Origin of the sequence: Sulfuricurvum sp., from assembly GCF_049277495.1 — a bacterium.
Classification (GTDB): Bacteria; Campylobacterota; Campylobacteria; order Campylobacterales; family Sulfurimonadaceae; genus Sulfuricurvum.
The window spans coordinates 54,296-71,064 of record NZ_JBASYM010000024.1 but is presented as its reverse complement, the minus strand read 5'-3'; the positions used below and the strand labels follow the sequence as shown (position 1 = coordinate 71,064).

At 46.9% G+C, this 16,769-nt stretch carries 16 protein-coding genes; 1 reads left to right on the top strand and 15 read right to left on the bottom strand.

The features are described from left to right. Positions 1-565: YtpR family tRNA-binding protein (ytpR, locus tag WAO38_RS05495; protein WP_422235117.1), on the bottom strand; the 565-nt coding region annotated here is incomplete at its 3' end. Then, the gene (pheS, locus tag WAO38_RS05490; protein WP_422235115.1) at positions 562-1,554 is read right to left on the bottom strand and encodes a phenylalanine--tRNA ligase subunit alpha; all 993 of its coding nucleotides are present in this window, start codon (positions 1,552-1,554) and stop codon (positions 562-564) included. The genes ytpR and pheS, both read right to left, overlap by 4 nt. A gap of 159 nt (positions 1,555-1,713) precedes the next feature. Between pheS and WAO38_RS05485 the strand changes: the two genes are divergently transcribed. Then, complete coding sequence (locus tag WAO38_RS05485; RefSeq protein ID WP_422235113.1) at positions 1,714-2,070, top strand: histidine triad nucleotide-binding protein; 357 nt, start codon at positions 1,714-1,716, stop codon at positions 2,068-2,070. Here WAO38_RS05485 and WAO38_RS05480 read toward each other — a convergent pair. From WAO38_RS05480 to WAO38_RS05420, 13 genes are all read right to left on the bottom strand, one after another. After that, a complete protein-coding gene (locus tag WAO38_RS05480) occupies positions 2,067-2,603 on the bottom strand; it encodes an NADPH-dependent FMN reductase (protein WP_422235111.1) in 537 nt (178 codons plus the stop codon). The two genes, WAO38_RS05485 and WAO38_RS05480, sit on opposite strands and share 4 nt — an antisense overlap. Before the next feature lie 21 nt (positions 2,604-2,624). Beyond that, positions 2,625-3,089 carry an OsmC family protein gene (locus tag WAO38_RS05475; protein WP_422235109.1) on the bottom strand — a complete coding sequence of 155 codons (465 nt, stop codon included), beginning with the start codon at positions 3,087-3,089 and terminating at the stop codon, positions 2,625-2,627. Positions 3,090-3,116: 27 nt separating this feature from the next. Continuing rightward, positions 3,117-4,523, bottom strand: coding sequence for an argininosuccinate lyase (argH, locus tag WAO38_RS05470; protein WP_422235107.1), 1,407 nt, complete (start codon positions 4,521-4,523; stop codon positions 3,117-3,119). Between the two features lie 90 nt (positions 4,524-4,613). After that, positions 4,614-4,898, bottom strand: coding sequence for a cytochrome C (locus WAO38_RS05465; RefSeq protein ID WP_422235105.1), 285 nt, complete (start codon positions 4,896-4,898; stop codon positions 4,614-4,616). Positions 4,899-5,051: 153 nt separating this feature from the next. Continuing rightward, a complete protein-coding gene (locus WAO38_RS05460; RefSeq protein ID WP_422235103.1) occupies positions 5,052-6,872 on the bottom strand; it encodes a menaquinone biosynthesis decarboxylase in 1,821 nt (606 codons plus the stop codon). Between the two features lie 3 nt (positions 6,873-6,875). Further along, complete coding sequence (gene hemC / locus WAO38_RS05455; protein ID WP_422235101.1) at positions 6,876-7,817, bottom strand: hydroxymethylbilane synthase; 942 nt, start codon at positions 7,815-7,817, stop codon at positions 6,876-6,878. Between the two features lie 24 nt (positions 7,818-7,841). Then, positions 7,842-8,678: a DsbA family protein gene (locus WAO38_RS05450; RefSeq protein WP_422235099.1), complete on the bottom strand. Its 837-nt coding sequence runs from the start codon at positions 8,676-8,678 to the stop codon at positions 7,842-7,844. After that, entirely contained in the window at positions 8,632-9,039 is a 408-nt protein-coding gene (locus WAO38_RS05445; RefSeq protein WP_422235097.1) for an FxsA family protein, read from the bottom strand. The genes WAO38_RS05450 and WAO38_RS05445 overlap by 47 nt, the downstream gene beginning before the upstream one ends. Further along, a complete protein-coding gene (locus WAO38_RS05440) occupies positions 9,036-10,739 on the bottom strand; it encodes a proline--tRNA ligase (protein WP_422235095.1) in 1,704 nt (567 codons plus the stop codon). Before WAO38_RS05440 ends, WAO38_RS05445 begins: the two co-directional genes overlap by 4 nt. After that, entirely contained in the window at positions 10,739-12,031 is a 1,293-nt protein-coding gene (hemA, locus tag WAO38_RS05435; protein ID WP_422235093.1) for a glutamyl-tRNA reductase, read from the bottom strand. The genes WAO38_RS05440 and hemA overlap by 1 nt, the downstream gene beginning before the upstream one ends. Beyond that, positions 12,031-12,918: a polyprenyl synthetase family protein gene (locus WAO38_RS05430; protein WP_422235119.1), complete on the bottom strand. Its 888-nt coding sequence runs from the start codon at positions 12,916-12,918 to the stop codon at positions 12,031-12,033. The genes hemA and WAO38_RS05430 overlap by 1 nt, the downstream gene beginning before the upstream one ends. Before the next feature lie 11 nt (positions 12,919-12,929). Further along, the gene (locus WAO38_RS05425) at positions 12,930-13,241 is read right to left on the bottom strand and encodes a hypothetical protein (protein ID WP_422235091.1); all 312 of its coding nucleotides are present in this window, start codon (positions 13,239-13,241) and stop codon (positions 12,930-12,932) included. A gap of 400 nt (positions 13,242-13,641) precedes the next feature. Then, positions 13,642-16,764, bottom strand: coding sequence for an efflux RND transporter permease subunit (locus WAO38_RS05420; protein WP_422235089.1), 3,123 nt, complete (start codon positions 16,762-16,764; stop codon positions 13,642-13,644). Between the last annotated feature and the right edge of the window lie 5 nt (positions 16,765-16,769).

The following is a 16,769-nucleotide window of genomic DNA, read 5'->3' as shown; positions in this document are numbered from 1 at the left end:
TCTCACGGGAAAGTGCCGCACACAGATCACGTGCGATACCATGAATGCTCAGACAATCTCCGCGGTTGGCGGTCAATTCAATCTCAATCACATCATCGTTAAATACACTGTATTCATTCAGGTTTTTTCCCAGAACCAATTCACCGATACTGGAATCAAGGATCATAATCCCCTCACCCATGGAAGGAAGCCCGAGCTCTTTAGCCGAACAGATCATTCCGTGCGAATCGACACCGCGAAGTTTTGCTTCTTTGATTTTAAGGCCGCCCGGAAGCTCTGCGCCGACCGTAGCCAATGCAATGTGAATCCCTGCACGCACATTCGAAGCACCGCAAACAATCTGGCGTACACTGTTGCCGACATTGACTTGACAGACATTGAGTTTATCGGCATCCGGATGCTTTTCGCACGCTTCGACGTATCCGATGACAACACCCTCAGCCACATTAATGACTTCATGGCGATCCACTTCCAAGCCGATAGAGTTCAAGGTTTTAAGCAGCTGATCCGTGCTTATTTCACTGAGATCGATCCATTCGTTTAACCAATTTTTTGTAACGATCATCTAAACTGCTCCAATAATCTCGTATCTCCCTCAAATAAAGAGCGTAAGTCTCCGATTCGGTGGATCAGCATTGCAAACCGCTCAACCCCTAAACCAAACGCATATCCGCTGACATTTTCATATCCGACTGCTTTAAAGACGTTCGGATCGACGATACCGCATCCGAGAACTTCAAGCCAACCGGTTTTGGAACAGACACGGCACCCTTTTCCGCCGCAGAAAATACAGCTGATATCGACTTCTGCAGAAGGTTCCGTAAACGGGAAGAAACTTGGACGGAAACGGACTTCGACATCTCCGAACATCGTTTTGAGAAAATCTTCAAGGATAAATTTGAGATTCGCGAACGATACTTTCCCGGCTTCTTCAACCACCAGACCTTCAACCTGATGGAACATCGGGGTATGGGTGATATCATAATCGCGACGGAAAACGGCACCCGGTGCGATCATACGGATCGGCGGCTGCGTACTTAACATCGTACGAATCTGCACCGGCGAAGTGTGGGTGCGAAGCAGCATCGAGTCTTTAAAATAAAAAGTGTCCTGCATATCGCGCGCAGGATGATATTTAGGAAGGTTTAAAGCTTCGAAATTGTGGAAATCATCTTCGACCATCGGGCCCGTTTGTACCGAAAAATTCATAGCGATAAAATATTCCACGATACGGTCCATGGTTTCCATGACCGGATGAAGCGATCCGCGCTCGCTGGTCGCAGAGTAGAGGCTTACATCGATCGCTTCGGATTTCATTGTCTCTTGTAAATGTTCCATTGCCAGGAAAAGTTTTCGATCGACCAAAAGAGCATTCAATCCCTCTTTGTGGATGTTCAGTTCTTTGGCAAATGCCCCTTTTTCCGCATCGGGAATATCTTTCATACGGGCGAACTCTGCGTTCATTATCCCTTTTTTTCCGAAAACGGCGATTCGGATCTCTTCGATTTTATCAATCGAGTCCGCCGATTTTATAGCGTCATACCACTCTTGCAAAATAGAGTCTCCATTGATGGTTTTCTGAAAGCTTTAAAACACATTCTCATTATTTCTGAAAGCGCTTTCAATTTGGAAGATATTGTAGTCAAATCTCTTTTATAAATAGCTTCAAGGGACGAACCATGTGCTACAATAGCATAAAAAAAGAGGTTAACTATGTGCATTTTCTGCAAAATCATAAACAAAGAAATTCCCTCCAATACTGTAGCTGAAAATGAAGAGTTCTATGCTTTTCATGACATTAATCCAAAAGCTCCCGTCCATGTTTTAGTCATTCCAAAAACTCATTACAATAGTTTCAATGACATTCCGGGGGAAATGATGGGTAAAATGGGAACATTTATGCAAGAAGTGGCCAAAACACTGGGGATTGATCAAAGCGGTTACCGTATCATCAGCAACATCGGTGAAAACGGTGGTCAAGAGGTGGGTCATCTTCACTTCCACGTTGTCGGCGGAGCAAAACTTCATTGGGGCCATTTCGCAGATGCCGATCCGAAAGACTTTTTTTAATCAACCTCTGACGTTAAACTTTCAAGAGCCTTCATAATTTGGCTCTGAATCTCAGGATTGGTAATACATCCTGATGCAAGATCAAAATTTTCGTTAAAACTCGGGATAGAAAGACTGGCTTTCACCCGGCCTCCAAAATGCGGGGCAGAGGATACAGCCGTTGAAAGTACCGACGAACCGCCTCTGGCACCGGGTGATGTAGACAATAAGATCATCGGCTTGTTTTGAAAAACTTTCGAATCGATGCGTGAACACCAATCAAAAAGATTTTTATAGGCGGCTGTATACGAAGCATTGTGCTCGGCAAAAGAGATGATCAAAAAATCGCTTTGTCCGATTTTGTCAAAAAAAGCTTTTGCCCGTTCAGGGTGCCCTATTTGTGCTTCTCGATCGACACTGAAAAGGGGAAGTTCATAGTCGTTCAGATCCAGTACTTCAACGTCAACATTCTCCAGCAGCCCTACCGTATAGATTATCAATTTTTTATTGATCGAATTTTTGCTGCTGCTGGCTGCGAATGCAACAACTTTCATCTCTTTCCCCTTATGGAAAAATTACGCATTACACCCTTGAAGTGATCCGAAATCAACACTGCTTCCGCCGCCGCTGATCATAGACTCATTGTCGCGAATCGTCTGGCCGTTGTGTTTAATCGTATAGGTGATAACGACACTGTCGCGGATCGTATTGATCGTCGAGCAGTAGGTCTCAAGACTCGCCATGACCCAGCGTGCCGCAAGCGTATCGTCGGCATTGGAGTCAAAACGGTATTCAAGGTGGAGCGAATTGAATTTACGCGGTGCCGTCTCATTACGGACCACTTCACCGTCGACTTCAAGATTTTTAACTTCATATCCCTGTTTTTGCGGAAGCATCACGACATCGGTCGCACTGCAGGCGATAATTCCGCTCAGAAAATATTCGATCGGAGAGATTTGCGGGCAATCAATGATAAAACTGCTTTTTTCGGTTTTTGCCTCAAAACGCATAGCATCCTGGTGAGAAACGGTGATTTTCATAAACTTTTTCCTTCTTTTAATTTTTAATCATGAGTCTGCGATCGAATCGTATCCGTGCGCATTAAGATAATGATCAAAATAGAGTATTTGCTCCAACGTTCGCAGTTCTGCCGTTCCCCCTTGGGAGGTTCGGGCATTCATCGAATGTTCGATCGCCAAATAGGCAATAACATCCTCTTTGATTCGGCTGTCGATGGCATGAAGCTCTTTATACTCAATATCACTCAAATCGATCCCTAAAACTTCGGCACGCGCCACCGCACGTCCGGTAATGTGGTGGGCTTCACGAAACGGTACATCACAGTGTTCGACGAGATAATCGGCCAAGTCGGTTGCACTCAAATGTCCGAGCTTGCAGGCCCGTTCCATATTGTGCGGCTTGACCGTCATTGTTTTAAGGGCTTCGCGGAGAATTTCCAGGGAGATTTCTGCCGTTTCTACGCTGTCAAACACCCCCTCTTTGTCTTCTTGGGTATCTTTATTGTAGGCGAGAGGCAACCCTTTCATGACCGTCAGCAAGCCCATCAGGTTTCCGAAGACCCGACCTGTCTTTCCGCGCAGCAGTTCAGGAACATCGGGATTTTTCTTTTGAGGCATGATGGAGCTTCCGGTCGAATAGGCATCGGAAAGTTCGACGAATCGGAACTCATAGCTCGACCAAAGGATAATTTCTTCGGCAAGTCGTGATATGTGCATCATCAGCGTCGAAATATTAAATAAAATTTCCAATGCGAAATCGCGATCGCTCACCGTATCGAGGCAGTTGACACTGACGGCATCAAATCCGAGGATCTTTGCCGTCATTTCACGATCGATATTGTGAGGTGTTCCCGCAAGAGCCGCACATCCGATCGGAGAAATATTATTGCGTTCCGCAGAGCTTTCAAATCGTTCGCAGTCACGTTTAAACATCGAAGCATAGGCTAAGAGATGGAACCCGAAATTTATCGGTTGTGCATGCTGCAAATGGGTCATCCCCGGCAACAAAGTGGATGTATGATCACGGGCAATATCAACAATCGCCCCCATAAGCGATTTGATCTGTCCAACGATCTCGCGGTTTTTTCGCAGTACGTAGCGGCGAAAATCGAGGGCAACCTGATCATTGCGGCTGCGGGCGGTATGGAGTTTTTTCCCCGCTTCGCCGATAATCGCCGTTAATCTTTTTTCGATGGCCATATGGAGATCTTCATCGCCGATCTTCCATTCAAAAGCACCCGATTCGATCTCACTCAACACTTGAGCCATACCCGCTTCGATCGAAACCAGTTCTTCTTGGCTCAAAATCCCCTGATGTGTGAGCATCTTCGCATGCGCCACTGAACCTTCTATATCTTCGCGATACAGTTTTTGATCAAACATGATGGATGCATTAAATTTTTCTAAAAGGGTTGACGCATCTTGCGTAAAACGTCCGGACCACATTTTTTCCATGATATCTCCGAGTAAGTATGAATTAGGGGATTTTAGCGAAGTTTGGTTTAGAGAAAACCATCATGACAAATATGATGGTTTAATTAGGGGTTAATTACAAGCCGGAACGTTTCCGCTGTCAGCAGCATATTCAACTAAGAAGTCTTCCAGATGTCTGGCATCTTTGGCATAAGCGCGGCTGTTGAAATATTCCCAAGAAGGCTGCGCTTTTTTCGAAGCAGTATGGATATCGGCAAGTTTTTCGCCTTTGTTACCCATTAATTTTTCCCAGATTCGCTGCTTTTTGGATCCGGCAAGGGCTTGACCTCCTCCGTGACACTCTTTGCACGACTCTATATAAGCTTTTTGCCCTTTATATGTGGCTGCGTTAAGCATTGTCGAACCTGAAATGAGAACAATTGCTACTGTAGCATAAATCTTGTGCATCGGAATGGGTCTTCCTCGTTAAATAAAATCATTATCAATGTTACATTACTAATTATAATAAAATGCTTAATAAACTTTCCCTAAAAAAGGGGAATTAAAACGTCAAAGACGGTACTTTTGTTCCAGTTTAGGATCCAGATCCCATAAAGAAAGTTCTTTAAGATGTTTCACGACAGAAGGAGTACACTCGACATCCCCCGGCCATTCTCTCTCGAAACCGTCCACTTCCGTTTTGGTTGTGCCATCAAGGGCAACGATCAAATCAGAATGGTACAGGTCTCGGGACGCGTCAATATTATTCGTGACCCTCCATACCAGCATGTAAGGATTGTGGATGTCATTCTTTGCCTCATCGACGAAAATCACGATACGCAAATAGGCATTTAGACTTTCCAAAGCGCTGAAACACTCTTTGAGCGAACGATTTTTCTGGACACTGATAATGGTGATCGGGTTAGCCGTATGACGCATATACTGTGTCAATCCGGTCACTTCCGGAAGAAGGACACGCAGCTGTTCGAGCAATACCGAACTGTCAACGGACTCAGGGGCTATCGGTGAATGCGATGACGTAAAATCGATCCCCAATTTCCCCCCCACCAGCGATTCGGGACTGGAGTGATCAAGAGCATCCGTAATCCCCTCGGAGACAAAAAGACATTTGGGAATAAAACGGTTCAGCGCATACGTTATCAACGCTTCATAGTTCGTGAGTTTCGGGGCATCTTCTCCAAAAAAGAGGGCATGTTTCACAAAACTCATCTGTCCTGAGCCCCAAAAAATATGCATGAACTGCTTCGCATGTCCTTTGTAAAGCGGTTTCATCTTTGCCAAAATCAGATTATGAAACACTCCGTTTTCCGGCATATGGTAATCGATCAAATCCGCGGCATTGGTTTTTAGAAGCGGTAAGAATACACGCTCCGTCGCCCAACCCATATACTTGTCTTCCAACGGCGGTTTACCGACGACCGTAGCCAGATAGTAAGGGTTTTTACGGTGCGTTATCGCGCTTACTTCCATTTCAGGATAGTGCTCTTCGAGCGTATAATAGCCGGTATGATCCCCAAAAGGGCCCTCTATTCGGAGCTTTTCGGTATCAACCCACCCTTCGATGACGAAATCGACATCTTCCGGAATGAAAAGAGGCGTTGTGATCGACTCGACAAGCTTCGGAGATTCTTTTTTGATTAGACCGTATAAGAGCAGTTCATTGACTCCGTACGGCAGCGGTGCTGTTGCACACCATGTATACAGGGGATCGCCGCCGATAGCAATCGAAACAGGCATTTTTTTGCCGGCACGCTGGTACTGATCAAAGAAATGCGAGGAATCCTTGTGAATCTGCCAGTGCATACCGAGGTGATTTTTATCATATACCTGCAAACGGTACATCCCGAGATTGACGAGTGCTCCATCCAAACTTTGAGTATATACCTGACCCATCGTAATAAACGGCCCCCCGTCTTCTTCCCATGTGGTCAGAATAGGCAAATCATACAGATTGACATCATCGCCTTGTTGAATACTCTCTTGACAGCTTCCGCGGGTTTTGAGTTTTTTAGGAAAGATATCTTTCATAGCAAACAAATCGCCGAGCATGCCGATTTTTTCTTTAAATCCTTGAGGCGGTTTCATGTGCAGGAGTTTTTCGATCTCGCTCGCGACACCTTCGACCTCCCGGCCGAATAAAAGCTCGGTGCGGCGAAAAGAGCCAAAGAGGTTCATAACCACCGGAGTCTCAAAGCTTTTCCCTGTAGCTTTATCGATAGGATGGGTAAAAAGAAGGGCTTTTCCTCCATCCGCTTTTTTGACTTCGGCATACGCCAAATGGGGAATTTCCAACGCAATGTCCAATGGGGTATCGATAATGCGCAATTCGCCTTTGGATTGTAATAAATCGATCGTTTTTTGTAATGTCACTGCTTATGCCTCATTTGCCATGGCTTCAGCACGCTGGAGAAGCTCCATAGCACCCTGAGCGATCAACCGTTCCGCCATTGATTCACCGACACGCTGCGTTTGATCTTTCGGAACAACAACTTCGTCCCCCATCACTTCGGAGCCATCGGGCATACCCAGCGTTGAACGGACGATCACGTCACCGTTTGCCTGAACCCGTGCACTCACACCGATCGGGACCTGACAACCCCCCTGCAACGTGTCGACGAAACCGCGTTCAATCGTCGTCTCTATTCGACTGTTCTCATCTTCCAAAAATGCAGCGATTTCCAGTACCCACGGCTCATTGACCGTTTCGATCCCTAATGCCCCCTGCCCCATAGCCGGAAGCATTTCATCGAGGGAAATCGGATAGAAATGTTCTACCAAATCCGAAAAGCCCAAGCGGTTGATCCCTGCAGCCGCCAAGATAATAGCGTCGAATTCTCCCTCTTTCAGCTTACGGATACGGGTGTCGACATTACCGCGTAAATCTTTGATCACCAAGTCAGGACGCTGTTTGACCAGCTGCATACGGCGGCGCAGTGAAGAAGTACCGACCGTCGCCCCTAAAGGAAGGGCATTGATATCAGCATATTTGTCACTCAGCATCGCGTCTCTAACATCCTCGCGCACTGTAATCGCCGAAAGCAATAGCCCCTCAGGCATCATCGTCGGAACGTCTTTCAATGAATGAACCGCCATCTGAGCCTCACCGCGAAGCATCGATTCTTCGATCTCTTTGAGAAACAACCCTTTGCCCCCGATTTTCGCCAAGGGAACATCCAAAATTTTATCTCCGGAGGTGATAATAATCTTGAGTTCCACTTCGACATCACTAAAGTGTGATTCGATAACCGATTTAATGTGGTGAGATTGCCATAGGGCAAGTTTGCTTCCCCGTGTCGCGATGGTAAGTTTTTTCATTGTCGTCCTAACTTTTGAGTGTGATTATTTTACTTTGACATCTTTGTATTTGTTTTTGGATGGATCTTTCTGACCGTTAAAAAAGACTGTCGGTGTCCCGGCCACCATCGCCGACTGAGCCGCTTTTTGGTCGAATTCGAACTGCTTCGTAACGGAAGCGCTTCGGATGTCATTCAGGTCAATCTTGGTTCCGAATGTTTTATTAAAGGCGTTAAGAATCTTCTGGTCATCTTTTTCATTCGGATTGATGTCTACTTTATAGAGACCCAAAACCGTATTCTCCGTTCCCTTTTGCTCAGCCGCAATAGCCGCTTTGGTTAGAGTTGATGCTGCCGGATGAAGCGCGGTAAGGGGAAAATGGTAATAATAGACGGCAAACGTTTTAGGGTATTTTGCCATATACGTCAAGGCCTCCGGAACATATCGGCGGCAAAACGGGCAAAGGGGATCAGAAAAGATTACCACCTTATTGGCGGCATTGGCATCTCCGCTGATGCGGTTGAACTTCGTGTAAAATGCATCATCAAAATCCGGAGCTACCGTGTCGTTATAGCGTTCACCGGTTTTAAGATTGACCAGTTCCGGCGCCAACGTATTTCCGCTCACGAAATAGGTTCCGTTTTGATTGATATGCCGGGAATCATTCCCTTGTTTGACATCTGCCTCGATGGTGACAAAATAGGCTTGCCATCCGCTCACAGAGGGGAGATTTTTTTTCCCGTTGACTTCAATCTTCAAATTGCTGATATTAGGATTGGCTCCAATCCCTTTTTTTAAAAATGAGACTACTTCGGCATCACTCGCCGCCATTAGGCTAGCGGAGAGTAGGAGTATGCTCGATAATTTCGGCATCAATGACATGGTCGTCCTTTGGTTGAGTTGGTGTATGGTATTTTCGCGAAAAACGGTTAATGATAAGCGAACTTAACAGGGAAAACTGCATTAAAATTCCGATCATATCGCTTAAAAATCCGGGAATGATCAAAAGGATAGCCCCGAACAGCCCCATAAGATTGCGCTGAGAGAAACTTTCCATATCGATTTGGCGCGTCCGCAGGGCATAAACATTTTCAGCCAAAGTATGACGGAAATTCATCAGGATAAATATCCCTAAAAATGCACTCCCTATAATCTCCAAAAAGGTTGCCAATCCGCCGATAACCGAAGCTATCTCCGTGGTGACCATCACTTCCAGAAAAAGATAGATCAGGAAATAGATCATTGGCACAATTCCTGAATCTTATTCATGACATCGCCCGAGTCAACGGTAATCATCTCGCGGGTTTTGCGGATCATAATCTGTACTTGGCCGTTTTCCAGCTCTTTTCCGACAATGACCGTAAACGGAAATCCGATCAATTCGGCATCCGACATCTTGAAGCCGAACCGCTCTTTACGATCATCAAAGATGGTCTCGATGCCGCTTTTTTGCAATGAGGCGTACAGTTCTTCGGCGTATGCCATATGGGATTCTTCTTTGATGTTCGAAACCATAACATTCACAAGATACGGGGCGGTTGCATGCGTCCAGATACACCCTTTTTCATCATGATGCTGTTCGATCACCGCGGCAACAAGACGGCTGACACCCATTCCGTAGGTTCCCATGATAAAAGGCTGAGAACGGCCGTTTTCATCCAAATACTCCGCTTTGAGCGGTGCCGAATAAACGGTACCGAGTTTAAAGATATGCCCTACTTCGATCCCTTTGGTATGGAGAAGTTTACCGCCGCAGTGAGGGCATCCGTCACCTTCTTGGACAGCGCTCAGATCGGCGAAATGTGCCTCATTCATGACACTCAAGTCAACGCCGACAAAATGGTAGTCCGCTTCGTTGGCACCGCAGATCATCCCTGTCGCGCTGCGAGTATCGTTATCCATGACGATTCGGATTTTATCCTGATCGAGCGGCCCGATAAATCCAGGAACCAAACCGATCTCACTCAGTTCCGCTTCGCTCGCATCGACCAAATCGATCGCGCCGACACTGTTGCGCGCTTTGACCTCTTGAAGTTCATCGCATCCGCGGAGGAAGAAACAGACCAATTCGCTCCCCTCGGTATAAACCGCGCGCTGTACCACCGCTTTGAGGGTGTAGTAGGGATCAACATGGAAAAAAGCGCTCAGATCATCGATCGATTTGACGTTCGGCGTTTTAAACCGGGCGAAATCGGCACTCGGTGCTTCTGGAATCACGGTACGAGGTGAACGGCGCGCCGCTTCGACATTGGCCCCGTATTCACAGGTATCGCACACGGCCAAGGTATCTTCACCGCTGGAGGCGAGAACCATCAGTTCTTTAGAACCCGTCCCGCCGATAGCACCGCTGTCCGCCTCGACAATCCGGAAGTTCAGTCCCAAACGCTCTAAAATCCGTTTATACGCCGCTTCCATCGCATCAAATTCACGGTCCAGATCTTCGGTGGAAGAGTGGAAGCTGTATCCGTCTTTCATCACGAATTCACGGGCACGCATCAATCCGAATCTCGGACGCGCTTCGTCACGGAATTTGGTTTTGATCTGATAGACATTCAGAGGAAGCTGTTTATAGCTCGTAATGCGGTTACGGACGATACTGACCATCATCTCTTCATGGGTCGGCCCGAGAACAAACAGGTTGTCTTTACGGTCACGAAAACGGAGGAGTTCTTTACCGAATTTTTCAATCCGTCCGCTTTCTTGCCACAACTCGGCCGGGGTGACAAAACTGAGATCCACTTCAAGTGCATCGCATGCCGCCATCTCTTCGTTAATAATGGTTTCGATTTTACGAAGTACCCGTTTGCCCAACGGTAAAAAATTATACAATCCGCTCGCTACCTGAGCGACAAACCCTGCACGGGAAAGATAGATGTGACTCGGAAGCTGGGCATCTTTGGGAGATTCTTTGGTTGTAGGGATATAGGCTTTGCTAAAACGCATTATTTTCCTTTAGGGTAATAGGTACAGGAGTTTTGGGAGAGTTCGTCACCCTCTTCTTGATTCATTAAAAAGCTCATCGATTCGATCAGTGTATCCACCCGCATCGGATCAGAACCGTCACGCATCCGCTCGGCGAACGGGTGAAGAAAACGCTTTAACGCCTGAAGAGTAGCTTTTTGGAGCGCTTGCTCATACTCTTTGGGGATAAAGCCGTTTTCGATGACGCGGGTTGATTCTTGGTTCGCGGCATCCGAAGCACGAAGATACATGTTTTTAATCAGCGGCTCGACAGAGAGTGTTTTAAGCCATTCAAAAAATCCGCTGACATGCCGACGGACGATAACGTAGGAGAGTTTTGCTTCATCTTCGCGCAGAGCGATATTTTCACTGACGATCTCTTTGAGGTCATCCACATAAAAAAGACGGATCGACCAGATTCCCGGATCGCATTCGATATCGCGGGGAACCGCCATGTCAAACCAAAAACGGTCAAACGAACACGGTTTGATCATCTCATCGGTAATAATAGGGGTGATCGATCCGGTTGCGGTGAACAGCAGCTCGTTCTCATTGATCGCGTATTCAAGTTCATCGAAAGATCGGACACGGGCATTGCACTCACGGGCAATCTCTTCGGCTTTCTCAAACGTGCGGTTCATCACCGTCACATCGACGCCCTGAGCACTCAGATGCTTGCAGGTGATAACCGACATCTCTCCCGAACCGATCACCAGCGCTTTTTTACCGTTCACATCTCCGACGCTCTCTTTGACTTTGGCGACGGCAACACTGGCAATGGAAACCGGTTTGGAGGAGATATTGGTCGCATTGCGCACTTCGGCGGCACATTTAAAGGCATATCCCATCGCACGGGAAATTTTTTGCGCTGAGAGTCCGTTGTCCTGAGAAAGCTTATGCGCGTCTTTGAGCTGACCGGCGATTTGCGTCTCACCGACCACCATCGAATCCAGAGAACTCGCCACACTGAAAAGATGGTGAATCGCCCCCTCATCATCAAAAATATCGGCACGAGAATAGAGTTCCGTATGACTCAGCCCTGAGTGTTTTGTTAAAAGTAAGAACAACTCTTCTTTCGCTTCGTCGGTATCGTTGCAACTGCAAAAAATCTCAACACGGTTGCAGGTGGAGAGGATCATCGATTCACTGATATGTGCGCTGCTGTTCAGTTCGCCCATTGCTGTCAAACGTGCAGGTTCATCCACAAAAGCAAGTTTTTCCCGTACCGCCAATGTCGAGTTTTTATACGAAAAGCTAACAACCAGGTAATGCATCAATGGCTTCTTTGAATCACGGTTTCGATGATTGCGCGTAAAGCAAGATCATCACCGATAGCGGCAACCGCTTCGTCACAAAGGGCTCTGGCATGCGCATACGAGTGTTCGATAACATGGAATTGATCCATTCGGGAGCGGATCCACCCTTTTTCCTCATCCTCAAGCACTTGCGCATGAGACTGCACCAAGCGCTCTTTTTCATCCCTGCCGAGCCGCTCATACAGATCGATATACGGCAACGTCACTTTCCCTTCGGAAAAATCATTCAGCGATGGTTTCCCGAGGGTCGCTTCATCGGCGGTAATATCGAGGATATCATCAACAATCTGGAAAGCCAATCCCAAATTTTTGCCATAGATGGCATGCGCCTGGGCATCTTTTCCGGCAAGTACCGCAGCGCCATAAGCACAGGCTTCGATGAGGGTGGCTGTTTTAAGATAGAGCATTTTGAGATAGAGTTCGCGGTCGGTATTGAAACTCTCCGCCATCGATACATCCATCATCTCCCCTACCGAAAGACGGGTGACCGATTCGGCAACCGCGCGGGAAATTTTGGGATCAAACGCCGTCAGTTCGCTGAAGGCTTTGGAGTAGAGGATATCGCCGAGCATGATGGCCGTTTTGCTCCCCTGCGTCGCATTGACCGAAGGGACGCCGCGGCGGAGCTGCGCTTCATCGATGACATCATCATGGAGAAGACTCGCCGCATGGATAAGCTCTACAATGGCACCGAGCAGCGGTGCGGAAGGGGCTTCAGGGGCAATGGTCAAAATCAGCCGTGCCCGCAGCCGTTTTCCGCCGGAGAGTTTTTTAAATAGTTCCGTGGCATGAGGATAATCGACCTCATCAATGAGTTTGGCAATAAGGGTTTCTACGGTTTCCAACATTCCAGTAATCACTTCTCCGTTAAATAATCCAACACGATTCGATTCTCTTTGTCAATCAAAAAAAGATCCATTTGCGCCGTAGCATTGGCTTCATCGAATTTTTTGAAAACGACGAGGGCATAAGGCGTATCTTTTTCGCTTCTTTTGGCAGGTAAAAGGCGTTTGCGAAAGCTTTGATTGGCATGTCCGGCATAGAGGATATGCTGTCCGACAAACCGATCAAAACTCTCATGTACGACCAATGCCTTGTCAGTATAGAGCGTCCATCTGAAATTCAGCATCCGCTCTTGACCTTCGCTCTTGACCAGAATTTTAACCAACTGATCTTTTTTTAGGGTAAAACTTTTTGTTTCCCTCCACGCAGCAGCATTCAAAACGCAAAGCGCTCCGAGAAGAAAAAAGAGAAAAAAGTTTTTCACGGCTACCCGTTCCGCTTCATGAGGCAACTCGTCACGCTTCGTATCAAAACGATATCCATAACCCTGCTTTTCGATGCACTTTGGAACATATCGTATTCATCTTTAAACAGATTATACATTGTATCTCCAAAGTATCAATTTAAGTCGGCGATTATACCACCACAATTCTTAGGTGTGTACAAAAAAGAGGGGCGGGAGAAAAATAAAAGAATGGGATAAATTTAATCTTTTGTTACTTTTAATCCCGTTTTTCAAACCCTAGTATAAAAAAATCTTTTATTCAATCAATCCGCTCTCGAAACTATTTTTCTAGCGGTTCTATGACTTTATCTTTGATCCGGTAAATAACACCGTAAAGCAACGGAACATAAATGAGATTCAAGAGCGTTGCCCACCCGAGTCCGAATCCGAGCGATATCGCCATCGGCTGCAGTATCTTCGCTTGGCCGCTGGCGAAGAAAATAAGCGTCGCCAGTCCCAAAACGGTCGTGATCGAAGTCATCAGAATCGGACGGAGGCGTGTTTTCGCCATAGTTATCAGTTCGTCTTTATCCCGTGCTCTTTGGATAAACTGCACCATCAGCAAACCGTCATTCACGACGACTCCGACCAATCCCACCGTACCGATAAGCCCCGGCATCGTCATGTTTAATCCCATCATCCAGTGTCCCGCATAGACCCCTAAGAGAGAAAGGGGAATAACACTTAAGACAATGAGCGATTTGACAAACGAATCAAACAGCCACACCAATGTGATAAAGATCAATACGATAGCCATGATGGCCGCTTGGGACATCTCCCGTTTGGTTTTGGCATTCTCTTGCTCTTCCCCTTTGACATTGACGCCATACCCCTCTTTTTTCAAAGCTTCGACCGTCGGAGCGAGCTTATTCATAACGTCGCCGGAGGTAACGAGATCCTTGTTGATGGAGGCGAATACACTGCGTGTCCGTTTCCCGTCTTCTTTGTTGAGGGTTACGTACCCTCGGGTATAGATGAAATCACATACCTCTTTGAGAGCCACGTCCTCGTTTCCAATCCGGATCGGAAAATTTTCCAAAGACGAAAGGGCATCTTTCTCTTTCCCTTCGATACGGATACGGATCAGCCCTTTTTCATTAAACATTTTGGAGTATTCGGCTTTCAGATAGTACGATCTCAGCTGTGCATTGAGGAGCGTTTCATCCAGTCCCAGCTGCTGACCGTAGCCGTTCACCCGCAGTTTCAGCTCCCGTTCGCCGATATCGGCGTTGTCTCCAATACTGTGGACACCTTGGATACTCCCCATCTGCGCTTTCAGCCGCTCGATCCCGCGAACCAGTTCGGCGTCGCTTTTGCCTTCCAGGGCGATTTCGACATCATGGGCGATTACACCCGTTCCCGGAACGGTGGTGATCAACTCTTCAAACATCGGTTTGTCAGCGATTTTTTGTGCCACATACGGTTTGAGGATTTCGGAGACCTGTTCTCCTATCTTATCCGCATCCCGTTCTCGGATCATCCCGGAGGCATCGTATTCGAGACTTAGATAGGGGTTGATGTAACGGTTATAAAAATTGTCCGGAGCATGTTCGTGCAAATCAATAAAAATGTGGAAAAGGTTATCGCCGAGTTCGGCTTTGTTTTTCGAATCAAGCCGCATTCCGATGACTGAAGTCACCGAAGAGACATCACCATGGGGAAGTTTGGCAATCAACTCTTTTTCGATCCCGGCTACCATCGCTTCGGTCGCCTCCAGATCGTTATTGACATCCACTTTTCCGGTCACATAAACCTGCGTGACGTCGAATTTCGGGAAAAGCTGGAATTTGGTGTGTTTCACAAACAGCACTTCGATCACCAAGATTGAGAGAACGATGAGTGCCAGATTGATCTTCGGGCGGCGCAATAACCATTTTAATACCTTGGCAAACCATCCGTAAAGATTTTCCCAAATAACATGGGAGAGGTGATCTTCTTTGCGCAAACGGAGGAAATCATGTGCGTGAAGCGGGAGAAAATAAAACGCTTCAAACAAAGAGCTGATGAGCAATATCGAAATCATAATAGGAAGGATCTTAATAAACGTCCCCATCTCGCCGCTCATCATCAACAAAGGCAAAAAAGCAAAGATCGTCGTCATCGTCGCCGCCACGACGGCAGGAAACATCTCGGACGCTCCGCGAATCGTCGCCTCACGGCGGCTCAGCCCCTCTTCCATATGACGGTAGATATTCTCGGCCACAACGATCGCCTCATCCACCAGCATCCCCAGCGCAATCAACGCCCCCAGCAAAGAGAGCATATTAAGGCTGTATCCGATCATCTGCGTTGCGATCAGACCGATCATAAAACTGACCGGAATCCCCATCGCCACAACCATCGCAATACCGCGGTTGACAAAAATCAGCATGGCAAAAAAGACTAACACCAATCCAAACACAATGTTGGAAAATACGGTATTAAGGCGGTTTTTGATCCAAACAGAGGTATCGGTATAGATCTCAAACTTCAGATGAGGATACTTTTTATCATACCCTTCCAGCTTTTTTCGGATCTTTTTGACGATTTCGATAGCATTCCCGCTTTTAGCTTTCGTGATGTTGAGCGAAACATTGCGCTGCCCGTTAAAGTGCGATAATTCCGAACCGTCGCTCAGTTCGAAGGAGATACTCGCAATATCCCCCAAACGTACCTGAGCATCCCCCACATTGATCAGGGTATCGCGGATCAGATCCGGATCTTTCTCACCGTTATAAGTACTGATATAAAGGTGATTTTTAGCCTCTTTGATCGTTCCGATAGGAAAAATGGAGCTGAGATTGGAGAGCGCCGAAACCACGCCGTTTTGGCTTAACCCGTATGCTTCGATTTTTTGATCATCCAAACGGATCACCAGTTCATCGTCCGCATCTCCGCGTATGGTGATTTCACTCAAATCTTTGAGTTCCGAGAGGTCGCTTTTGAGTTCATCCGCGCGTGCTAACAACTCTTCGGTTGTGACATCTCCGGCGATAGCGATCAGTACTAACGGAATAACTTCCTCATGAATCTTTGCCGTCGGTTCGTTCATGTCGGCAGGGAGGTCTCGTTTGGTCAGGGCAATAATATCTTTAACATCATTGAGGACTTTGTTATTGTTCGAACCGGGTTTGATGTCGGCGATAATCCCAAACGACCCGTTTTTGATGGTCGAAGTAACCGCATCGAGCTCATTGACATTTTTGAGATCGTCTTCGAGCGTTTGAACCACCATTTTATCCAGAACATCCGCACTCGTTCCGGCATACGCACCGTTGATCGTGATCTTATCCATCTGCATCGGAGGGAAGATTTCTTTGGGAATATTGATATACGCGAAAATCGAGACTAACGCAATAAAAAATAAAAACAGATGGTTCAGCAGCGGTTTATCGAGTGCGAACTCGAGGAAGCGGCGTAGCATGATGG

Bases quoted from the DNA above. Each gene is read 5' to 3' on its own strand.
- WAO38_RS05420 (WP_422235089.1), bottom strand. From the start codon at position 16,764: ATGCTACGCCGCTTCCTCGAGTTCGCACTCGATAAACCGCTGCTGAAC.
- WAO38_RS05485 (WP_422235113.1), top strand. From the start codon at position 1,714: ATGTGCATTTTCTGCAAAATCATAAACAAAGAAATTCCCTCCAATACT.
- WAO38_RS05445 (WP_422235097.1), bottom strand. From the start codon at position 9,039: ATGATCTATTTCCTGATCTATCTTTTTCTGGAAGTGATGGTCACCACG.
- hemC (WP_422235101.1), bottom strand. From the start codon at position 7,817: ATGAAAAAACTTACCATCGCGACACGGGGAAGCAAACTTGCCCTATGG.
- hemA (WP_422235093.1), bottom strand. From the start codon at position 12,031: ATGCATTACCTGGTTGTTAGCTTTTCGTATAAAAACTCGACATTGGCG.
- WAO38_RS05480 (WP_422235111.1), bottom strand. From the start codon at position 2,603: ATGAAAGTTGTTGCATTCGCAGCCAGCAGCAGCAAAAATTCGATCAAT.
- WAO38_RS05450 (WP_422235099.1), bottom strand. From the start codon at position 8,678: ATGTCATTGATGCCGAAATTATCGAGCATACTCCTACTCTCCGCTAGC.
- argH (WP_422235107.1), bottom strand. From the start codon at position 4,523: ATGGAAAAAATGTGGTCCGGACGTTTTACGCAAGATGCGTCAACCCTT.
- WAO38_RS05440 (WP_422235095.1), bottom strand. From the start codon at position 10,739: ATGCGTTTTAGCAAAGCCTATATCCCTACAACCAAAGAATCTCCCAAA.
- WAO38_RS05475 (WP_422235109.1), bottom strand. From the start codon at position 3,089: ATGAAAATCACCGTTTCTCACCAGGATGCTATGCGTTTTGAGGCAAAA.
- WAO38_RS05465 (WP_422235105.1), bottom strand. From the start codon at position 4,898: ATGCTTAACGCAGCCACATATAAAGGGCAAAAAGCTTATATAGAGTCG.